The organism is Vreelandella songnenensis (assembly GCF_003002925.1).
Classification (GTDB): domain Bacteria; phylum Pseudomonadota; class Gammaproteobacteria; order Pseudomonadales; family Halomonadaceae; genus Vreelandella; species Vreelandella songnenensis.
The window spans coordinates 94961-110033 of sequence record NZ_PVTK01000003.1 but is presented as its reverse complement, the minus strand read 5'-3'; the positions used below and the strand labels follow the sequence as shown (position 1 = coordinate 110033).

At 61.1% G+C, this 15073-nt stretch carries 17 protein-coding genes and 3 tRNA genes; 3 read left to right on the top strand and 17 right to left on the bottom strand.

Annotation, left to right across the window (positions count from 1 at the left end):
• Window positions 1-30: 30 nt before the first annotated feature.
• The 9 genes from ccmI to ccmA all read right to left on the bottom strand — a co-directional run bounded on the left by ccmI (window position 31) and on the right by ccmA (window position 6780).
• Complete coding sequence (ccmI, locus tag B0H98_RS06965) at window positions 31-948, bottom strand: c-type cytochrome biogenesis protein CcmI (protein ID WP_106374347.1); 918 nt, start codon at window positions 946-948, stop codon at window positions 31-33.
• Complete coding sequence (locus B0H98_RS06960) at window positions 945-1421, bottom strand: cytochrome c-type biogenesis protein (protein ID WP_106374346.1); 477 nt, start codon at window positions 1419-1421, stop codon at window positions 945-947. The genes ccmI and B0H98_RS06960 overlap by 4 nt, the downstream gene beginning before the upstream one ends.
• Complete coding sequence (locus B0H98_RS06955; RefSeq protein WP_106374345.1) at window positions 1412-1939, bottom strand: DsbE family thiol:disulfide interchange protein; 528 nt, start codon at window positions 1937-1939, stop codon at window positions 1412-1414. Before B0H98_RS06955 ends, B0H98_RS06960 begins: the two co-directional genes overlap by 10 nt.
• Complete coding sequence (locus B0H98_RS06950; protein ID WP_106374344.1) at window positions 1936-3921, bottom strand: heme lyase CcmF/NrfE family subunit; 1986 nt, start codon at window positions 3919-3921, stop codon at window positions 1936-1938. Before B0H98_RS06950 ends, B0H98_RS06955 begins: the two co-directional genes overlap by 4 nt.
• A 61-nt stretch (window positions 3922-3982) precedes the next feature.
• On the bottom strand, window positions 3983-4474 hold the full coding sequence (ccmE, locus tag B0H98_RS06945; RefSeq protein ID WP_106374343.1) for a cytochrome c maturation protein CcmE: 492 nt from the start codon (window positions 4472-4474) through the stop codon (window positions 3983-3985).
• Window positions 4464-4673 (bottom strand): heme exporter protein CcmD, encoded by a 210-nt coding sequence (gene ccmD, locus B0H98_RS06940; RefSeq protein WP_106374342.1) that lies wholly within the window; start codon window positions 4671-4673, stop codon window positions 4464-4466. Before ccmD ends, ccmE begins: the two co-directional genes overlap by 11 nt.
• Window positions 4673-5413, bottom strand: a complete 741-nt coding sequence (locus B0H98_RS06935) for a heme ABC transporter permease (RefSeq protein WP_106374341.1) — start codon at window positions 5411-5413, stop codon at window positions 4673-4675. Before B0H98_RS06935 ends, ccmD begins: the two co-directional genes overlap by 1 nt.
• Before the next feature lie 14 nt (window positions 5414-5427).
• Window positions 5428-6156 (bottom strand): heme exporter protein CcmB, encoded by a 729-nt coding sequence (gene ccmB / locus B0H98_RS06930; protein WP_106374340.1) that lies wholly within the window; start codon window positions 6154-6156, stop codon window positions 5428-5430.
• 3 nt (window positions 6157-6159) lie between these two features.
• Complete coding sequence (ccmA, locus tag B0H98_RS06925; RefSeq protein WP_106374339.1) at window positions 6160-6780, bottom strand: cytochrome c biogenesis heme-transporting ATPase CcmA; 621 nt, start codon at window positions 6778-6780, stop codon at window positions 6160-6162.
• Window positions 6781-7061: 281 nt separating this feature from the next.
• Between ccmA and B0H98_RS06920 the strand changes: the two genes are divergently transcribed.
• Together B0H98_RS06920 and B0H98_RS06915 are read left to right on the top strand one after the other, a co-directional pair.
• On the top strand, window positions 7062-7484 hold the full coding sequence (locus B0H98_RS06920; protein ID WP_244183008.1) for a LexA family protein: 423 nt from the start codon (window positions 7062-7064) through the stop codon (window positions 7482-7484).
• Window positions 7485-8114 carry an IMPACT family protein gene (locus B0H98_RS06915; protein ID WP_106374338.1) on the top strand — a complete coding sequence of 210 codons (630 nt, stop codon included), beginning with the start codon at window positions 7485-7487 and terminating at the stop codon, window positions 8112-8114.
• A gap of 73 nt (window positions 8115-8187) precedes the next feature.
• Here B0H98_RS06915 and B0H98_RS06910 read toward each other — a convergent pair whose 3' ends face one another.
• From B0H98_RS06910 to B0H98_RS06900, 3 genes are all read right to left on the bottom strand, one after another.
• Window positions 8188-9510 carry a sodium ion-translocating decarboxylase subunit beta gene (locus B0H98_RS06910; RefSeq protein WP_106374337.1) on the bottom strand — a complete coding sequence of 441 codons (1323 nt, stop codon included), beginning with the start codon at window positions 9508-9510 and terminating at the stop codon, window positions 8188-8190.
• A gap of 10 nt (window positions 9511-9520) precedes the next feature.
• Window positions 9521-11332: a sodium-extruding oxaloacetate decarboxylase subunit alpha gene (oadA, locus tag B0H98_RS06905; protein ID WP_106374336.1), complete on the bottom strand. Its 1812-nt coding sequence runs from the start codon at window positions 11330-11332 to the stop codon at window positions 9521-9523.
• Window positions 11333-11423: 91 nt separating this feature from the next.
• A complete protein-coding gene (locus B0H98_RS06900) occupies window positions 11424-11681 on the bottom strand; it encodes an OadG family protein (protein ID WP_106374335.1) in 258 nt (85 codons plus the stop codon).
• A 126-nt stretch (window positions 11682-11807) separates the two neighbouring features.
• On the opposite strand from B0H98_RS06900, the gene B0H98_RS06895 reads away from it, so the two are divergent.
• Window positions 11808-12815 (top strand): tRNA dihydrouridine synthase, encoded by a 1008-nt coding sequence (locus tag B0H98_RS06895; protein ID WP_244183006.1) that lies wholly within the window; start codon window positions 11808-11810, stop codon window positions 12813-12815.
• 135 nt (window positions 12816-12950) lie between these two features.
• On the opposite strand, the gene B0H98_RS06890 is transcribed toward B0H98_RS06895, so the two are convergent.
• The 5 genes from B0H98_RS06890 to B0H98_RS06870 all read right to left on the bottom strand — a co-directional run bounded on the left by B0H98_RS06890 (window position 12951) and on the right by B0H98_RS06870 (window position 15045).
• Window positions 12951-13027 (bottom strand) — tRNA-Arg (locus B0H98_RS06890).
• 74 nt (window positions 13028-13101) lie between these two features.
• Window positions 13102-13178: transfer RNA gene (locus B0H98_RS06885), tRNA-Arg, on the bottom strand.
• 17 nt (window positions 13179-13195) lie between these two features.
• Window positions 13196-13288: transfer RNA gene (locus B0H98_RS06880), tRNA-Ser, on the bottom strand.
• Between the two features lie 125 nt (window positions 13289-13413).
• A complete protein-coding gene (gene csrA, locus B0H98_RS06875) occupies window positions 13414-13602 on the bottom strand; it encodes a carbon storage regulator CsrA (protein WP_018918037.1) in 189 nt (62 codons plus the stop codon).
• A gap of 192 nt (window positions 13603-13794) precedes the next feature.
• Window positions 13795-15045 carry an aspartate kinase gene (locus B0H98_RS06870; RefSeq protein WP_106374333.1) on the bottom strand — a complete coding sequence of 417 codons (1251 nt, stop codon included), beginning with the start codon at window positions 15043-15045 and terminating at the stop codon, window positions 13795-13797.
• Window positions 15046-15073: the final 28 nt, after the last annotated feature.

Sequence of the window (15073 nt, the reverse complement as noted above, 5' to 3'; positions counted from 1 at the left end):
CCTGCAAGGCGGCTGTTCAGCATGGAAAAATTATTCAGATACACGATCAGTTACGGCCTCGGCGGCATTATCTTCGGTTGAGTCATTGCTGTTTTCCAGGCGCTGCTGGGCTACGCGAATGCCTTCGCGCAGCGAATCCGCCATGGCGTTATCGCTTGCCGTGGCCAGCGCCCGGCGCCAGCGCTCTATGGCACCGGCGTAATCGCCTTCACCGAAGGCGTGAAGGCCGAGCAAGCCTAACACCGTTGGCTGGCGCGGGTCTTGTGCCAGGGTTTCATCCACCAGAGCCTGCACCTCTGGCGTAAGCTCTCGCCCGGCCATGAAAAAGCGGATCTGTGCGAGCTGGGCAAGCACCTCGGGCTGCCGCCCTTCCAGGGCCATCAGTTGTTCCAGGGCGTGAATTGCCTTGGCCTGCTGGCCGGTGTCGCGGTAGAGCGGAAACAGCGTGGCCCAGACGTTGGGGTTGCCGGGCTGGCGCGCTGCCAACTCCTCGAGCCGAGCGATATAGGTGGTCGCCGTGGCGCTGGAATCTTCCAGCAGTTCCTGCTGCACGCCATAAAGCGTGAGGTCGTCCACGGCGCCCTCCTGCACGTACCAGAACAGGCTGATGGCGGTAATCCCCAGCGCAATGACCGGCACGGCCAGCCGCCCGGCACGGGCCGATTTCAGCGGGCGCGGGCGGTGAGCGGCGGTATCCTCGAGCAGGCTGCGCTCAAGCTCAAGCTGCCCTTCTGCGCGCTGCTCGGCGTCGATATCGCCGCGCTCGTGGGCGGCGTTCAGCGAGGCCAGGCGGCGCTTGAAAATCGCCACGTTCTGCTCGGTGGCATCGTCGTTTGCCTCAAAGGCCTGCTGCTGGTCATACAGCCTGCGCGCCGAGCGCAGCGGCGCGAGCAGACAGACCATCGCCGGCAGCAGCATCAGCGCCATGGCGACCCATAAAAGCGTCATGAGGGCCTCCGGTCGATCAGGGCATCGAGGCGGGCGCGCTCTTCGGCGCTGAGCGCCTTGGCCGACGCGTTGCGCCGGGCGCGAACCACCAGCACCACCACCAGGCAGCCAACGACACCCAGGCCGACAGGCAACCCCCACAGCAGGTAGGTGCGGCTCTCCAGGCGCGGATTATAGAGAATGTAGTCGCCAAAGCGCTCCACCATATGGTTTATGATTTCGCTGTCCGCCCGGCCTTCCTGAAGCATCCGATACACGCGCTCGCGCATATCTGCGGAAATTGGCGCGTCGGAGTCGCCAATCGCCTGGTTTTCACACAGCGGGCAGCGCATGGAGGCGGTCAGGTCATGGTAGCGCTGGGCAAGCAACGGGTCGTCGAACTCGCGCACCTCGATACCCCCCGCCGCGGCGCTTAGCGCCGTCAACACAAGGCCGAAAAACAGCGCCGCTTTAAACAGACGAATCAACGCCATTTGGCTACCTCCGGCAGAATGCGCTGGGTCACGTCCTCGGGCGAAATGTAGCCTTTATGGTGGTAGCGAATGATACCCTCGGCATCCACCAGAAAGGTTTCCGGGGCGCCGTACACGCCCAGATCAAAGCCCAGGTCGCCTTCGGGGTCGAAGATATTGACCTCGAACGGGTCGCCATACTCGTCAAGAAAGCTCTTGCCCTTTTCGCGGGTATCGCGGTAGTTCACCCCCACCATGCGGATGCCGTGGTCAGCAAGCTCGAGCAGCTGGGGCATCTCCTGCTTGCAGGCCGGACACCACTCGCCCCACACGTTGACCAGCGTGAGCTCGCCTTCCAGCAGGCGTTGGTCGATGTGGTGGCTTTCATCGCGCAGCGTAGTGGCCTCGAAGGCCGGGAAGGCTCGGGCCATCAGCGCCGAATCCCGTGCGGACGGGTCGTGCTGAAGGCGCTGGTAGAAAAACAGCGCCACGATCAGAAAGCCCAGCGGCAGAAGCAACAGCAGCAGCCGACGATTCATGAAGTAACCTCCTGCGGCGCGGTGCGCGACGCTTTCGGGGTGCGGCGGTAGCGCTTGTCGATAACCGCCAGCACGCCTCCCAGCGCCATCAGCAGACCGCCAAGCCAGAGCCAGCGCACGAAGGGCTTGTACTGGATTCGCATGGCCCAGCTGCCATCATCAAGGTCTTCGCCCATGGCGACGTACAGGTCACGGAAAAGTCCCGGACGCAGCGCCACCTGGGTCATGGGCATGCCGGTGGCCAGGTAAAACCGCTTTTCCGGACGCAGGGTAAAACGCCGGCCTGAATCGGTATGCGCAACCTCGAGCACCGCCGTATCGGCGAGAAAGTTGGCCCCCCGGCGGCTGACCAGTTCCTGCAGGGTGAACTCGTAGCCGGCGACGTCTACAGAGGCGCCCGGCGCCATGCGCACGGTGCGCTCAACGGCGTAGTTGGACACCACCGCCACGCCCACAATGGTGACCGCAATGCCCAGATGCCCGAGCACCATGCCCCAGTAGGCCAGCGACAGCTTGCCAAGCCCGCCCAGGCGGGTAGCGCCATGGCGGGTCTTGTCGAAGACATCGCGCACCAGGGGCAGCACGATCCACAGCGCGGTGACGATACCCAGCGACGCCCACAGGTTCCACTCGCCCCGATAGAGCAGCGGCAGCACCACGCCCAGCGCCAGCGCCGCGCCCCCGGCAAGCCACAGCTTGCCGACCAGCTCACCGGATGCCATGCGCTTCCAGCGAGCCACCGGCCCAAGCCCCATGAAGATGCACATGATCACGGTCAACGGCACGAACAGGGCGTTGAAGTACGGTGGCCCCACGCTGATCTTGCCAAGCCCGAGGGAATCCAGAATCAGCGGATAGAGCGTGCCGAGCAGAATGGTCACGGTCATGATGACCAGCAGGATATTGTTGATCAGCAGCAGCGCATCCCGCGAGAGCCAGCTGAAGCTTGCATGGTGACTCACCCGGGGCGCACGCAGGGCAAAGACGCCGAGCGACAGCGTGACGGTAATGGCCAGCAGCACCAGGATGAACAGCCCCCGAGAAGGGTCGTTGGCAAACGCATGCACCGAGGTAAGCACGCCGGAGCGCACCAGAAAAGTGCCCATCAGCGAAAGCGAAAAGGTGAAGATAGCCAGCAGCACGGTCCAGCTCTTGAACGAGCCGCGTTTTTCGGTGACCGCCAGCGAATGGATCAGCGCCGTGCCCGTCAGCCAGGGCAGAAGCGAGGCGTTCTCTACCGGGTCCCAGAACCACCAGCCGCCCCAGCCAAGCTCGTAATAGGCCCACCAGCTGCCAAGCGCAATGCCCACGGTCAGAAAGGCCCAGGCCAGATTGGTCCAGGGGCGCGCCCAGCGGGTCCAGGCGGCGTCCAGCCGGCCGCCCAGCAGCGCAGCGATGGCAAACGCAAACACCACCGAAAACCCGACATAGCCCATGTAGAGCATGGGCGGATGCACGATCAGTCCGATATCCTGAAGCAGCGGGTTCAAGTCCGCGCCATCCTGCGGCACGTTGGGTAAAAGCCGCGTGAACGGGTTGGAGGTGAGCAGAATAAACAGCAGAAAACCCACGCTGATGAACCCCATGATGCCCTGTACCCGGGCCAGCATGTCCCGCGGCAGGCTTTTCGAAAAGCGCGAAGCGGCGTAGCCCCAGCCGGCCAGCATCAGGCTCCACAGCAGCACCGAGCCTTCGTGGTTGCCCCACACCGCGCTCAGCTTGTAGTACCAGGGCAGCATCGAATTGGAGTTGTTGGCCACGTTCGCCACGCTGAAATCATCCAGCGCGTAGCTTGCCGTCAAACACAGGTAGGCAAGCGCTATGAACAGGAACTGACCCACGGCCATGGGGTGGCCGTAGGCCATCCACAGCGGCCGGCGCGTGGCGGCACCGGCCAGCGGCATCAGGGTCTGCACCACGGCCATCGGCAGGGCGATGATCAGCGCGAAATGGCCAAGCTCAGGAATCATTTTTACCAACATCGACGCTCTACCCCGGCACTTTGATCAACATCGTCGGCCCATGGCCGTTCAACGAATACACTTACTTGTCTTGTGAGCGAAGGCGCTCACCGACCTCTGCGGCCTTGGCCTGGTAATCGGCCGGTGAGTAGCCTGCCTCTTCCAGCGCCTGGGCGACTTCCGGCGGCATGTAGTTTTCATCGTGGCGGGCCAGCACCTTGTCGGCCATGAACTGCCCGTCGGCCGCCAGCTTGCCTACCACCACCACGCCCTGCCCTTCGCGAAACAGATCCGGCAGGATGCCGTTGTAGGCCACGGCAAGCTCATCCACGTAGTCGGTAATCCGGAATTCGACGTTGAGGCTTTGCGGGTCACGGGCCACCGAACCTTCCTTGACCATGCCACCTGCGCGAATGGTGCGCTCGATAGGCGCATCGCCCTGGGCGATCTGTACCGGGCTGAAGAACAGGTTGATGTTGCTGCGCAGGGCATAGAGCGTCAGGCCCACGGCCACCCCCGCAAGCGCCAGTGCGCCCAGAATGATCAGCAGCTTCTGGCGGCGTCTAGGGGTCATCGGCATGGCTCGCTTGATGGGGTTGAGAAGTACCGCCACGCCGGGCGCGGCGCGTTAACACCCGGGCCAGCTGGCGGCGCTCGATACGCGCGTGAATAACGCAGGCGGCCATGAGCAGTGCCGTGACACCCCAGGCTGCCCACACGTAAGGGCCGTGCCCGCCCATGGCGAAAAACGCGCCCAGCGATGAAAAGGCCATCAGCGCGCCTCCTTGGCAAGGTCCATGACCCAGCGTTTGTTGATCTCTCGGCGTAGAATTTCGCTGCGCGTACGCATCAGCGTCAGGGCGATAAAAAAGCAGTAGAAACCCAGCACCATGATCAGCAGCGGCAGCCACATCTCGGTGGGCATGGCCGGGCGTGAAGTGACCGAAAACGTGGAGGACTGGTGGAGCGTAAACCACCAGTCCACCGAGTACTTGATGATCGGGATATTGATGACGCCCACCATGGCGAGCACCGAGGCCGCTTTTGAACCACCGTCACGACTGGTGAAGGCGCCGCGCAGGGCGATGACGCCCAGAAACAGAAACAGCAGAATCAGCATGGAGGTCAGCCGGGCATCCCACATCCACCAGGTGCCCCAGGTAGGCACGCCCCACACCGCGCCGGAAAATAGCGCTACGAACGTCATCACCGCGCCGAATGGCGCCATTACCGTGGCGGCCATGTCCGCCACCTTGATCTTCCACACCATGAAGACCAGGCTCGCCGCCGCCATCGACACGAATACCGACTGAGCGAGAAAGGCAGCGGGCACGTGGACATAGATGATCCGAAAACTATCGCCCTGCTGATAATCCGCCGGGGCGAAGGCCAAGCCCCACACTGTCCCCAGCGCAATCAGTATCAGTGCGGCCGCCCAGCACCAGGGCTGTACCCGTGCGCTCATGGCATAAAACCATTTGGGCGAGCCCCATTTATGAATAAAGGTCCACATGGCGTGTTCTGTCCTTAACCGTTGATGCTGATGCGCAGAGAAGCGGCAATCGCCCAGGGGGCCAGCAAGAGCGACGCGGCCAGCAATGCGCCGAGCATGGCCAGGTGCGCGGCAACGCCTTCACCGATGACGGCGGCCTGCACCGCCCCGACGCCGAAAATAAGCACCGGGATATACAGCGGCAATATCAGCAGCGACAGCAGTACGCCCCCGCGGGCAATGCCGACCGTGAGCGCCGCGCCAATCGCGCCAATCAGGCTCAAACTGGCACTGCCCAGCAAAAGCGAAAGTGCAAGCACCGCGTAGCTGCCCGGAGGCAGGGCCAGCGTCACCCCCAGAAGCGGCGCAACCAGTGCCAGCGGCAGCCCGGTCAACAGCCAGTGAGCCAGCACCTTGGCAAGGCCGAGCGCGGCCAGAGGTTGAGGTGCCAGCAGCATCTGCTCCAGGCTGCCGTCGTCGTAATCGGTGCGAAACAGGCTATCCAGCGACAGCAGCGCCGCCAGCAGTGCGGCCACCCATAAAAGCCCGGGGGCTATCAGCGCAAGCACCTCGCGGTCGGGCGAAATGCCAATCGGGAACAGCGTTATCACCAGCGCGAAAAAGACCAGCGGATTGAGCAGCTCACCGCGGCGCCTGAACATCAGCGTCACATCGCGCCTGAGCGTCGCTGTAAAGGCAATCCACAGCCCACCCGGCAGCGTTGCCTCAGCGATTACCGGGGTAGTCTTTTGCCCTTGCGTCATCCTCTACCCCAGTTGAATGCTTCGAACGGCGGAAGACGCGCTCAGCGTGTGGTGCGTGGTCACCAGGACACAGCCCCCGGCGCTTGCGTGGGCGGCAAGCTGCGCTTCAAGCGCGGCCACGCCCTGGCGGTCAATGGCGGTGAACGGCTCGTCAAGCACCCACAGCGCGCGGCGTGTAAGCGTCAACCGCGCCAGCGCCACGCGGCGCTGCTGGCCAGCAGATAGCTGCCCCGCCGGCACGTCTTCAAACCCTCCAAGCCCCACCTGCTCCAAGGCGACAAGACGTTGCGCTTCACTGCCCCGCTCGCCGCCGAGTGCCTGATACCAGGCCAGGTTTTCAAGCGGCGTAAGGCCTGCCTTGATGCCCGGTGAATGCCCCAGATACAGCAGGTTGGCCAGAAACTGCTCGCGTACCTTGCCAAGCGGGGCGCCGTTCCAGAAAAGCTCACCCTGGTAATCGCTCAACTGGCCTGACAGAAGCTTCAACAGGGTGGTCTTGCCACTGCCGTTGGAGCCTTCAATGCGTAGGATTTCGCCGCTTCGAATCGAAAGATCGAGCCCTTCAAATAACCAGCGCCCATCACGCTCGCAGGCGAGCTTTCGTGCTTCCAGGCACAGGCTCAAGGGTATCTCCCGGCGTATTGATAGTGGGCAAAACTCTACACGTAAAGCCGGTTCATCGCCAGCCGCCGGGGCCGTCTAACGCATAAATTAAGCCTGCTAACGATAGGCGCCTTCAGTGCATTCCCCGACGCGTGAATAAAAACAGCACTACCACTGTATGCAAGAACAGCTGTATACTGAAACCACTGTATGAAAAACCATACCAACAACCATACCGGTTTATCACGATCACATGCCTAGGGAGAGGGCGCTGCATTGGAGAATCCCCTATGAATATGTCGATGTCAGCACCAACCTTTGCGAGCCGTTCGCCACTGGCCGCAGCGCCCTGCCCTTCCAAGAGCATTCAGACGGCGCGCGCTTTCCAGGCACCGCGCATGACCAGACGCAATACCTACGCCCTCAAGGTACGCGGCAATCGCATGCGCGATTGCAACTTGTTCGATGGGGATGTCATCATTATCCGGCGTTTTCAGCACGATACGCATGAAGAGACCGCGGTGGCCCAGATCAATCAGCAGGAAATTGCCTTGAAGCACCTGTCGATCAACCGCTTTGGCGTGCATCTGTGGCCTGCCGATGCCCACGCGCCGGATCTCTTCTTGCATAATCGCGATATTCAAGTATTGGGAATGGTCATGGGCGTGGCCCAGCACGATATGCAAGGCCTTGCGGCCGACGCTCATGGGCCTCTGGAGCACTGATTGCGTTACCGAGTCCCTGATTTACCTGCCGCGCAGTGGCATAGCGCCGAGATCGATGTGGAAAAGAGCCAGTTTATCGCTTGGCTATGCCACGCGCCGGATGCTGACGCGTTCAGCGCGCTGCTCGAGGCGGCCCGCGCCACCCATCCAAACGCCAGCCATCACTGCACGGCCTATATCGCAGGCCCGCCCGGCGAGCAGACCCAGATCGGTTTTTCCGACGATGGCGAGCCCGGCGGTACGGCGGGCCGCCCCATGTATCAGGTGCTGCAGGGCAGCCAGCTTGGCGAGGTAGGCTGCGTGGTGATCCGCTATTTTGGCGGCACCAAGCTTGGCACCGGCGGTCTGGCCCGTGCCTATGCCCAGGCGGTCAGCCACGCTCTGGAAACCCTGCCCACGCTTGAGGTGATCGAGCGCGACGCCTACACCCTGCGCCTGACATTCGCCAACGAAGCCGTTGCCCGCAGCTGGTGCAGCGAACAGGCCATTCCTGTCGAGCAGGTCGATTACGACAAGGACGGCGTACAGCTGACCATCGGCTGGCCGCGCGATCAGGCGTTTGATCTTGCTCCGCTTGAAAATCGCTTGAAGTGCACGTTGGACATTACCCCGCTTGATGCCCCACCTTGATCACTGCCGATAAAAAAAGCGGCTTGCGGTACCCCGCAAGCCGCTCATTGGCATGACCAATAGCGTTTCTACATCAACCCAGATACTTGATCATGACTCCCGCCGCCACCGCCGAGCCGATCACCCCGGCCACGTTCGGCCCCATGGCGTGCATCAGCAAAAAGTTATGCGGATTGGCCTCCAGACCGACCTTGTTGGCTACCCGGGCCGCCATGGGCACGGCCGAGACACCGGCTGCACCTATCAGCGGGTTGATGGGCATGCGGCTGACCAGGTTCATCAGCTTGGCCATCAGCACACCGGCGGCGGTGCCGATGCCGAAGGCCACGATCCCCAGGCCGAGAATGCCCAGGGTCTGCACGGTCAGGAAGCTGTCGGCCATCAGCTTGGAGCCTACGGAAAGCCCTAGAATGATGGTCACGATATTGATCAGCGCGTTCTGGGCGGTATCGGAAAGCCGCTCGACCACGCCGCACTCGCGCATCAGGTTACCAAAGCAGAACATTCCCAGAAGCGGTGCCGCATCAGGCAGAAACAGCGCCACCAGAATCAGCAGCATCAGCGGGAAAACGACCTTCTCCAGCTTGGAGACCGGGCGCATCTGGGTCATGGTGATCTGGCGCTCTTTTTCCGTGGTCAACAGACGCATGATGGGCGGCTGGATAAGCGGCACCAGCGCCATATAGGCGTAGGCAGCGACGGCAATCGCCCCCAGGAGCTCCGGCGCCAGAACGCTTGAGACGTAGATCGAGGTCGGTCCGTCCGCGCCGCCGATGATACCGATGGCCGCCGCCTGATTGAGCGAAAAATCCATCACGCCCATCGAGGTCAAGAGCACCGCACCAAACAGCGTGGCGAAGATGCCGAACTGCGCCGCCGCACCCAGAAACAGCGTGCGCGGATTGGCAAGCAGCGGGCCGAAATCGGTCATTGCACCCACGCCCATGAAGATCAGCAGCGGCGCCACTCCCGAACCGATGGCCACGCGGTAGAAGTTGTAGAGCATGCCGTCGCTGTAGCCCACGCTTAGCGCGATATCCTTGGCGGCCCGCAGCTGATCCGGCGCCACGTCGCCATGGGCCAGCACGTGCAGCGTCTCGCGCCAGCCCTCGACGCCGGCCAGCGGGTCAAGGGTGGTGCCAAGTGCGACGCTTATCTGCTGAAGCACCGCGGGCTTGGCTACCTCGATGGCCTGGTCGAGCGCCGAGATCGCAAGCCCCGCTTCCGGTATGTTGGCCAGAATACCGCCAAAGCCGATAGGCACCAGCAGCAGCGGCTCGAACTTCTTGTGGATTGCAAGGTAAAGCAGCAAGAGCCCCACCAGGATCATGACCGCCTGGCCAAGCTCGAGGTTATAAAGCCCCGAGCCTTCCCATAGGGTGATTAGTTTTTCCATGCCGGTGCCCTTAAAGCTCGATCAGTGCGTCACCGACAGCGACACTGTCGCCTTCGCTGACATTGACTTTCGAAACCGTACCGGCAGCGCTTGCGCGGATCTCGGTTTCCATTTTCATCGCTTCAAGGATGATCACCACGTCCCCTTCGGCGACCTGGTCGCCCGGGCGCACGTTCACTTTGAAGATATTGCCGGCCAGCGGCGCGGCAATGCTTTCACCGCTGCTTGGCGCTGGCGCAGGCTCGGGAGTGGCACTGGCGGCTTGAGACTGCTCCTGTACCTGGCCGATATCACCGCCTTCGGAGACTTCGACCACGAACGCCTTGCCGTTGAGCTTGACGGTATAGGTTTCCGGGCCACGGGCGGGTGCCGGAGCGCTCGCCGGCTTTCCGGGCACCGCCGCCGCTTCGCTGCCGGCAGCCTGGGGGGTTGGCTCGAAGGCATCGGGGTTATCGCGGTTTTTAAGAAACTTGAGACCAATCTGCGGAAACAGCGCGTAGGTCAGCACGTCGTCCAGCTCGCGCTCACCGTCAGCCAGGCGTACCTTTTCGGCACCGGCCTTATCTTTAAGCTCTGCGGCAAGGCGCTGCATTTCCGGCTGAAGATTATCCGCCGGGCGGCAGGTAATCGGCTCGCCACCTTCCAGCACGCGTGCCTGAAGCTCTTTGTTGAAGGGCGCAGGCGCGGCGCCGTACTCGCCTTTCAGCAGCGCCTGCACTTCCTTGGAAATCGACTTGTAGCGCTCCCCCATCATCACGTTCATGACCGCCTGGGTACCCACGATCTGCGAGGTCGGCGTGACCAGTGGGATGAAGCCCAGGTCTTCGCGCACCCGGGGGATTTCTCCCAGCACGTCGTCCAGCTTGTCACCGGCGCCCTGCTCCTTGAGCTGGCCTTCCATGTTGGTGAGCATGCCGCCGGGCACCTGGGCCACCAGAATGCGCGAGTCGATACCGCGCAGCGAGCCCTCGAAGGCGGTGTACTTCTTGCGCACCTCGCGAAAGTAGCTGGCGATGTCTTCCAGCAGTTCAAGGTCCAGCCCGGTGTCACGGTCGGTATCCTTGAGCATGGCCACGACCGATTCCGTCGGGCTATGGCCGTAGGTCATCGACATGGAGGAGATAGCGGTATCCACGTTGTCGATTCCCGCTTCCACCGCCTTGAGAATGGTGGCGGTGGAGAGCCCGGTCGTGGCGTGGCAGTGCAGATGGACCGGAATGGAGAGCGTTTTCTTGAGCCTGGATACCAGCTCGAAGGCGGTATACGGCGTCAAAAGCCCCGCCATATCCTTGATAGCCAGCGAGTCTGCACCCATTGCTGCAATGGTTGAGGCAAGGTCGACCCAGCTATCCAGGGTATGGACCGGACTTACCGTATAGGAAATGGTGCCCTGAGCGTGACCACCTACCTGACGCACCGCCTTGATGGCACGCTCCAGGTTACGCGGGTCGTTCATGGCGTCAAACACACGGAACACGTCTACGCCATTGATCTTGGCGCGCTCGACGAACTTGTCGACCACGTCATCGGCATAGTGACGGTAACCCAGCAGGTTCTGGCCGCGCAGCAGCATGGCCTGCGGCGTATTGGGCATGGCTTCTTTCAAGGCACGAATACGCTCCCACGGGTCTTCACCCAGGTAGCGGATGCACGCATCGAAGGTGGCGCCGCCCCAGGTCTCGAGCGACCAGTAGCCGACGCGGTCCAGCTTTTCGGCGATAGGCAGCATGTCTTCAAGGCGCAGGCGAGTGGCAAACAGCGACTGATGGGCGTCGCGCAGCACAACATCGGTAATTCCCAGCGGGCGTTTTGTCTCGTTCATGGCGATAGCTCACACGTTGAAATTATAGATATGTAGTAAAACTAACAAAAAAAGACGTTTGAATTGTCGTAACCAACAAAATGCGGGTCGTTCAATTGAGCCGTGAAGAACGATAACGATGCACCGCAGCACTGATCACGGCCTGCACTTCGGCATCCGTATCCGCCCGTGCAGGCGCACGCCCGCCCTGCGAACCCGGCGCGGCCGGTGTCGGCAACGGCTGAAAACGCCCAATCAGTTTTGACATCAGCGTGACACTGATAACCAGAACCGTAAGAAAAACAAAAACAAACCCCATCCCCAGCCCCATAATGGCCAGGCCTTCCTGGAGCAGCTCAGAATCCTGCATAACCCCCCTCCTGTTATTGGGTACTCATCAAGCATTCAAGGGCGATAAAAGCTCCTTGGCGTAATGAAAGTAATACACTAACCTGCCACACCCAGCATAGTTTGCAATCGCGCCATAGTGGAAGTCATGGTTGTTAATTTACTACAAAACGGAAAGATTGGGCTTGCCCCGATGGAAGGCGTCATCGATGCGCTCACCCGCGAGCTGTTGACGCGTCAGGCAGGATTCGATTGGACCGTTACCGAGTTTGTCCGCGTGGTGGATACGCGTTTACCCCCGCGCGTGTTCTATCGCCACTGTCCCGAGCTTGCCAAGCGCCCTGTGGCGACGCCTAGCGGCGTTCCTGTGCATTTACAGCTGCTTGGCTCTGACCCTGAGGCGCTTGCGGAGAACGCCCGTCAGGCGCTCTCTTTGGGCGCGCTGAGCGTGGATCTCAATTTTGGCTGCCCGGCGAAGCTGGTCAACCGTCACGATGGCGGCGCTTCGCTGCTGCGCCGACCCGAGCGCGTCTATCGAGCGGTGAAGGCAGTGGCCGATGCCCTGGCGGGCGAGATACCGGTCACGGCCAAGATTCGCCTGGGCTTTTCAGACCGCCGACTGGCGGTGGCCTGCGCGCAGGCGACCCAGGCCGGTGGTGCAGCACGCCTGGTGGTCCATGGGCGCACCCGCGACGAGGGCTACCGCCCGCCGGCCCACTGGGAGTGGATTGGACGCATCCGCCAGCAGGTATCCATACCGGTGGTGGCCAATGGGGATATATGGTCGCTGGAGGCTTACTGGAAGGCGCGCACGCTGTCGGGCTGCCGCGATGTCATGCTGGGGCGCAGCGCCCTGGCAGATCCCTGGCTTGCGCCGCGTATTCGCCACTGGCAGCAAACCGGTGAGCGGCTGCCGGAAACCACCTGGGAGATGCGTGCCGGCGTGCTCAAGAAGTATGCCGACCTGCAACGCCAGCATTTGCCGGACCGCATCGTGGTCTCGCTGGTGAAGCAGTGGCTTGCCCAGATGCGCCAGGGCAATGCAGAGGCTGATCAGCACTTTCAGCGCGTAAAGCGCCTGACCGACCTTGAAACCCTGCTGGAAAGCCTGGTTGTGGATAGCGGACCGTTGCAAATGCCTGATTGGGCGACATAACCAAACCGCGGGCCAAAAAAAAGCGCCCTCGCAACGTGCGGGGCGCTCTAAACGATCCAAGATCGAGACGCGAGCCATCTCGATCAGGCTAGAAAACAGAAAACCCGCTCTCAAGAAGAGAGCGGGTTTGGAATCTGGCGCGCCCGGGAGGATTCGAACCTCCGACCCCCTGATTCGTAGTCAGGTACTCTATCCAGCTGAGCTACGGGCGCTTTAGCGATGTAAAATACCTAGTCAGACATCAATCAAGTACTTTAGGGCTTTCGCCTCACATCGGGTTAGAAGATGGCGCGCCCGGGAGGATTCGAACCTCCGACCCCCTGATTCGTAGTCAGGTACTCTATCCAGCTGAGCTACGGGCGCATCTTCTAATGTGCGGCTGGCGGAGAAGGAGGGATTCGAACCCTCGATAGGGCTATAAACCCTATACTCCCTTAGCAGGGGAGCGCCTTCAGCCACTCGGCCACCTCTCCTCAACAGCACGGCGCGAATGTTACCGATTTCAGCGGCCGGTGTCCAGCCCTCTGCCGATTTTTTTTCGCGCCGGCCTTACGTTACCGTTTAGACGCCCTTTATTGGGCGTGATATAAGCGGCCATTTACTCGGTTTCGCTTTCACTATTACGCTCGCGCTGGATGCGCTGGTAAATCTCTTCCCGGTGTACCGCTACGTCTTTAGGCGCGTTGACGCCTATACGTACCTGATTACCTTTCACACCTAGCACTGTGACGGTGATCTCATCACCTATCATCAGCGTTTCGCCGACACGGCGGGTTAGGATGAGCATGGCTGATCTCCTTTTCAGACGTTTTATTACAACGGGTTGTGTCCACCAGAGGCGCCACCGCGCCATTATGCGTCATAGCGGCGCTGTCACCAATGCCTCTGGTTCCATGACACTTAAACCTCCCGTTGAAAGAAAGCCCACCACCAACGGCAGCGAGTACCTCTTCAGCGTAGAAGGTTTAAGGCATAAATGTTATTCAGATTCTATATTTGCTTTATCCAGGCCAAATGCCTTGTGCAGCGCGTTCACTGCCAATTCCATATGTTTTTCGTCAATGACCACGGAAATCTTAATTTCCGAGGTAGAGACCATACGGATATTGACGTTCTCGTCGGCCAGGACGCGGAACATCTTGGAGGCCACGCCTGCGTGTGAACGCATACCGACGCCTACCAGGGAAACCTTGGCAATATTGTCGTCACCGCGCAGCTCGCCACCGCCCAGATCCGGAATGACCGTCTCTTCGATCAGCTTCTTGGTGGCCTTGTAGTCGCCTTTTGCCACGGTGAAGGTGAAATCGGTGTAGTCACCCGCCGGTGCTACATTCTGCACGATCATGTCGACTTCGATATTGGCATCGGCGATAGGGCCAAGAATGCGCGATGCCACGCCCGGCACATCAGGAGTGTGCAACAGGGTCAGCTTGGCTTCGTTCTTGGTAAACGCGATACCGGAGATCAGCGGTTCTTCCATGGAGTCCTCGTCTTGGTCAGCATCTGCAACAATTAGGGTACCGGGGCCATCTTCGAAGCTCGACAGCACCCGCAGGGGAACGTTGTACTTGCCTGCAAACTCTACCGCGCGAATCTGCAGAACCTTGGAGCCGAGACTGGCAAGCTCCAGCATCTCTTCCACCGTGATGCTCTCAAGGCGCTGAGCCTTGGTGCATACGCGCGGGTCGGTGGTGTAAACGCCGTCTACATCGGTATAGATCTGGCACTCGTCAGCGCCCAGGGCCGCCGCCAGCGCCACGCCGGTGGTGTCCGAGCCGCCGCGACCCAGGGTCGTGATATTGCCGTTCTCATCAACGCCCTGGAAACCGGCGACCACCACGACCTTGCCTGCTTCCAGGTCGGCCTTGAGGTCATCGGTTTCGATACGCTGAATACGGGCTTTGGTGTAGGCACTATCGGTATGAATACCCACCTGGGCGCCAGTGTGCGAGGTGGCGGATACGCCAATCTGCTGGAGCGCCATGGCGAGCAGTGAAATGGTTACCTGCTCACCGGTCGAGAGCAGCATGTCCATTTCGCGCGGGGCGGGGTCTTCATTGAGCGCGTTGGCCATATCGGTCAAACGGTTGGTCTCTCCGCTCATGGCGGAGACCACGACCACGACCTGATGGCCCTGATCACGAAAGCCCTTGACCTTTTCCGCCACGGCCTTGATACGGTCGACTGAACCCACCGAGGTGCCACCGAACTTCTGTACGTATAATGCCATATGCCGTTTTTTCCTATTCGTTCGGGAA

What these genes read in the sequence shown, in the direction of transcription:
- B0H98_RS06955 (WP_106374345.1), bottom strand. Translation starts at nt 1,939, where the DNA reads ATGAATCGTCGGCTGCTGCTGTTGCTTCTGCCGCTGGGCTTTCTGATC.
- B0H98_RS06935 (WP_106374341.1), bottom strand. Translation starts at nt 5,413, where the DNA reads ATGTGGACCTTTATTCATAAATGGGGCTCGCCCAAATGGTTTTATGCC.
- B0H98_RS06900 (WP_106374335.1), bottom strand. Translation starts at nt 11,681, where the DNA reads ATGCAGGATTCTGAGCTGCTCCAGGAAGGCCTGGCCATTATGGGGCTG.
- ccmB (WP_106374340.1), bottom strand. Translation starts at nt 6,156, where the DNA reads ATGACGCAAGGGCAAAAGACTACCCCGGTAATCGCTGAGGCAACGCTG.
- B0H98_RS06895 (WP_244183006.1), top strand. Translation starts at nt 11,808, where the DNA reads ATGGTTGTTAATTTACTACAAAACGGAAAGATTGGGCTTGCCCCGATG.
- csrA (WP_018918037.1), bottom strand. Translation starts at nt 13,602, where the DNA reads ATGCTCATCCTAACCCGCCGTGTCGGCGAAACGCTGATGATAGGTGAT.
- B0H98_RS06910 (WP_106374337.1), bottom strand. Translation starts at nt 9,510, where the DNA reads ATGGAAAAACTAATCACCCTATGGGAAGGCTCGGGGCTTTATAACCTC.
- B0H98_RS06870 (WP_106374333.1), bottom strand. Translation starts at nt 15,045, where the DNA reads ATGGCATTATACGTACAGAAGTTCGGTGGCACCTCGGTGGGTTCAGTC.
- ccmE (WP_106374343.1), bottom strand. Translation starts at nt 4,474, where the DNA reads ATGACCCCTAGACGCCGCCAGAAGCTGCTGATCATTCTGGGCGCACTG.
- oadA (WP_106374336.1), bottom strand. Translation starts at nt 11,332, where the DNA reads ATGAACGAGACAAAACGCCCGCTGGGAATTACCGATGTTGTGCTGCGC.
- ccmD (WP_106374342.1), bottom strand. Translation starts at nt 4,673, where the DNA reads ATGGCCTTTTCATCGCTGGGCGCGTTTTTCGCCATGGGCGGGCACGGC.
- B0H98_RS06950 (WP_106374344.1), bottom strand. Translation starts at nt 3,921, where the DNA reads ATGTTGGTAAAAATGATTCCTGAGCTTGGCCATTTCGCGCTGATCATC.
- B0H98_RS06960 (WP_106374346.1), bottom strand. Translation starts at nt 1,421, where the DNA reads ATGGCGTTGATTCGTCTGTTTAAAGCGGCGCTGTTTTTCGGCCTTGTG.
- B0H98_RS06920 (WP_244183008.1), top strand. Translation starts at nt 7,062, where the DNA reads ATGTCAGCACCAACCTTTGCGAGCCGTTCGCCACTGGCCGCAGCGCCC.
- ccmI (WP_106374347.1), bottom strand. Translation starts at nt 948, where the DNA reads ATGACGCTTTTATGGGTCGCCATGGCGCTGATGCTGCTGCCGGCGATG.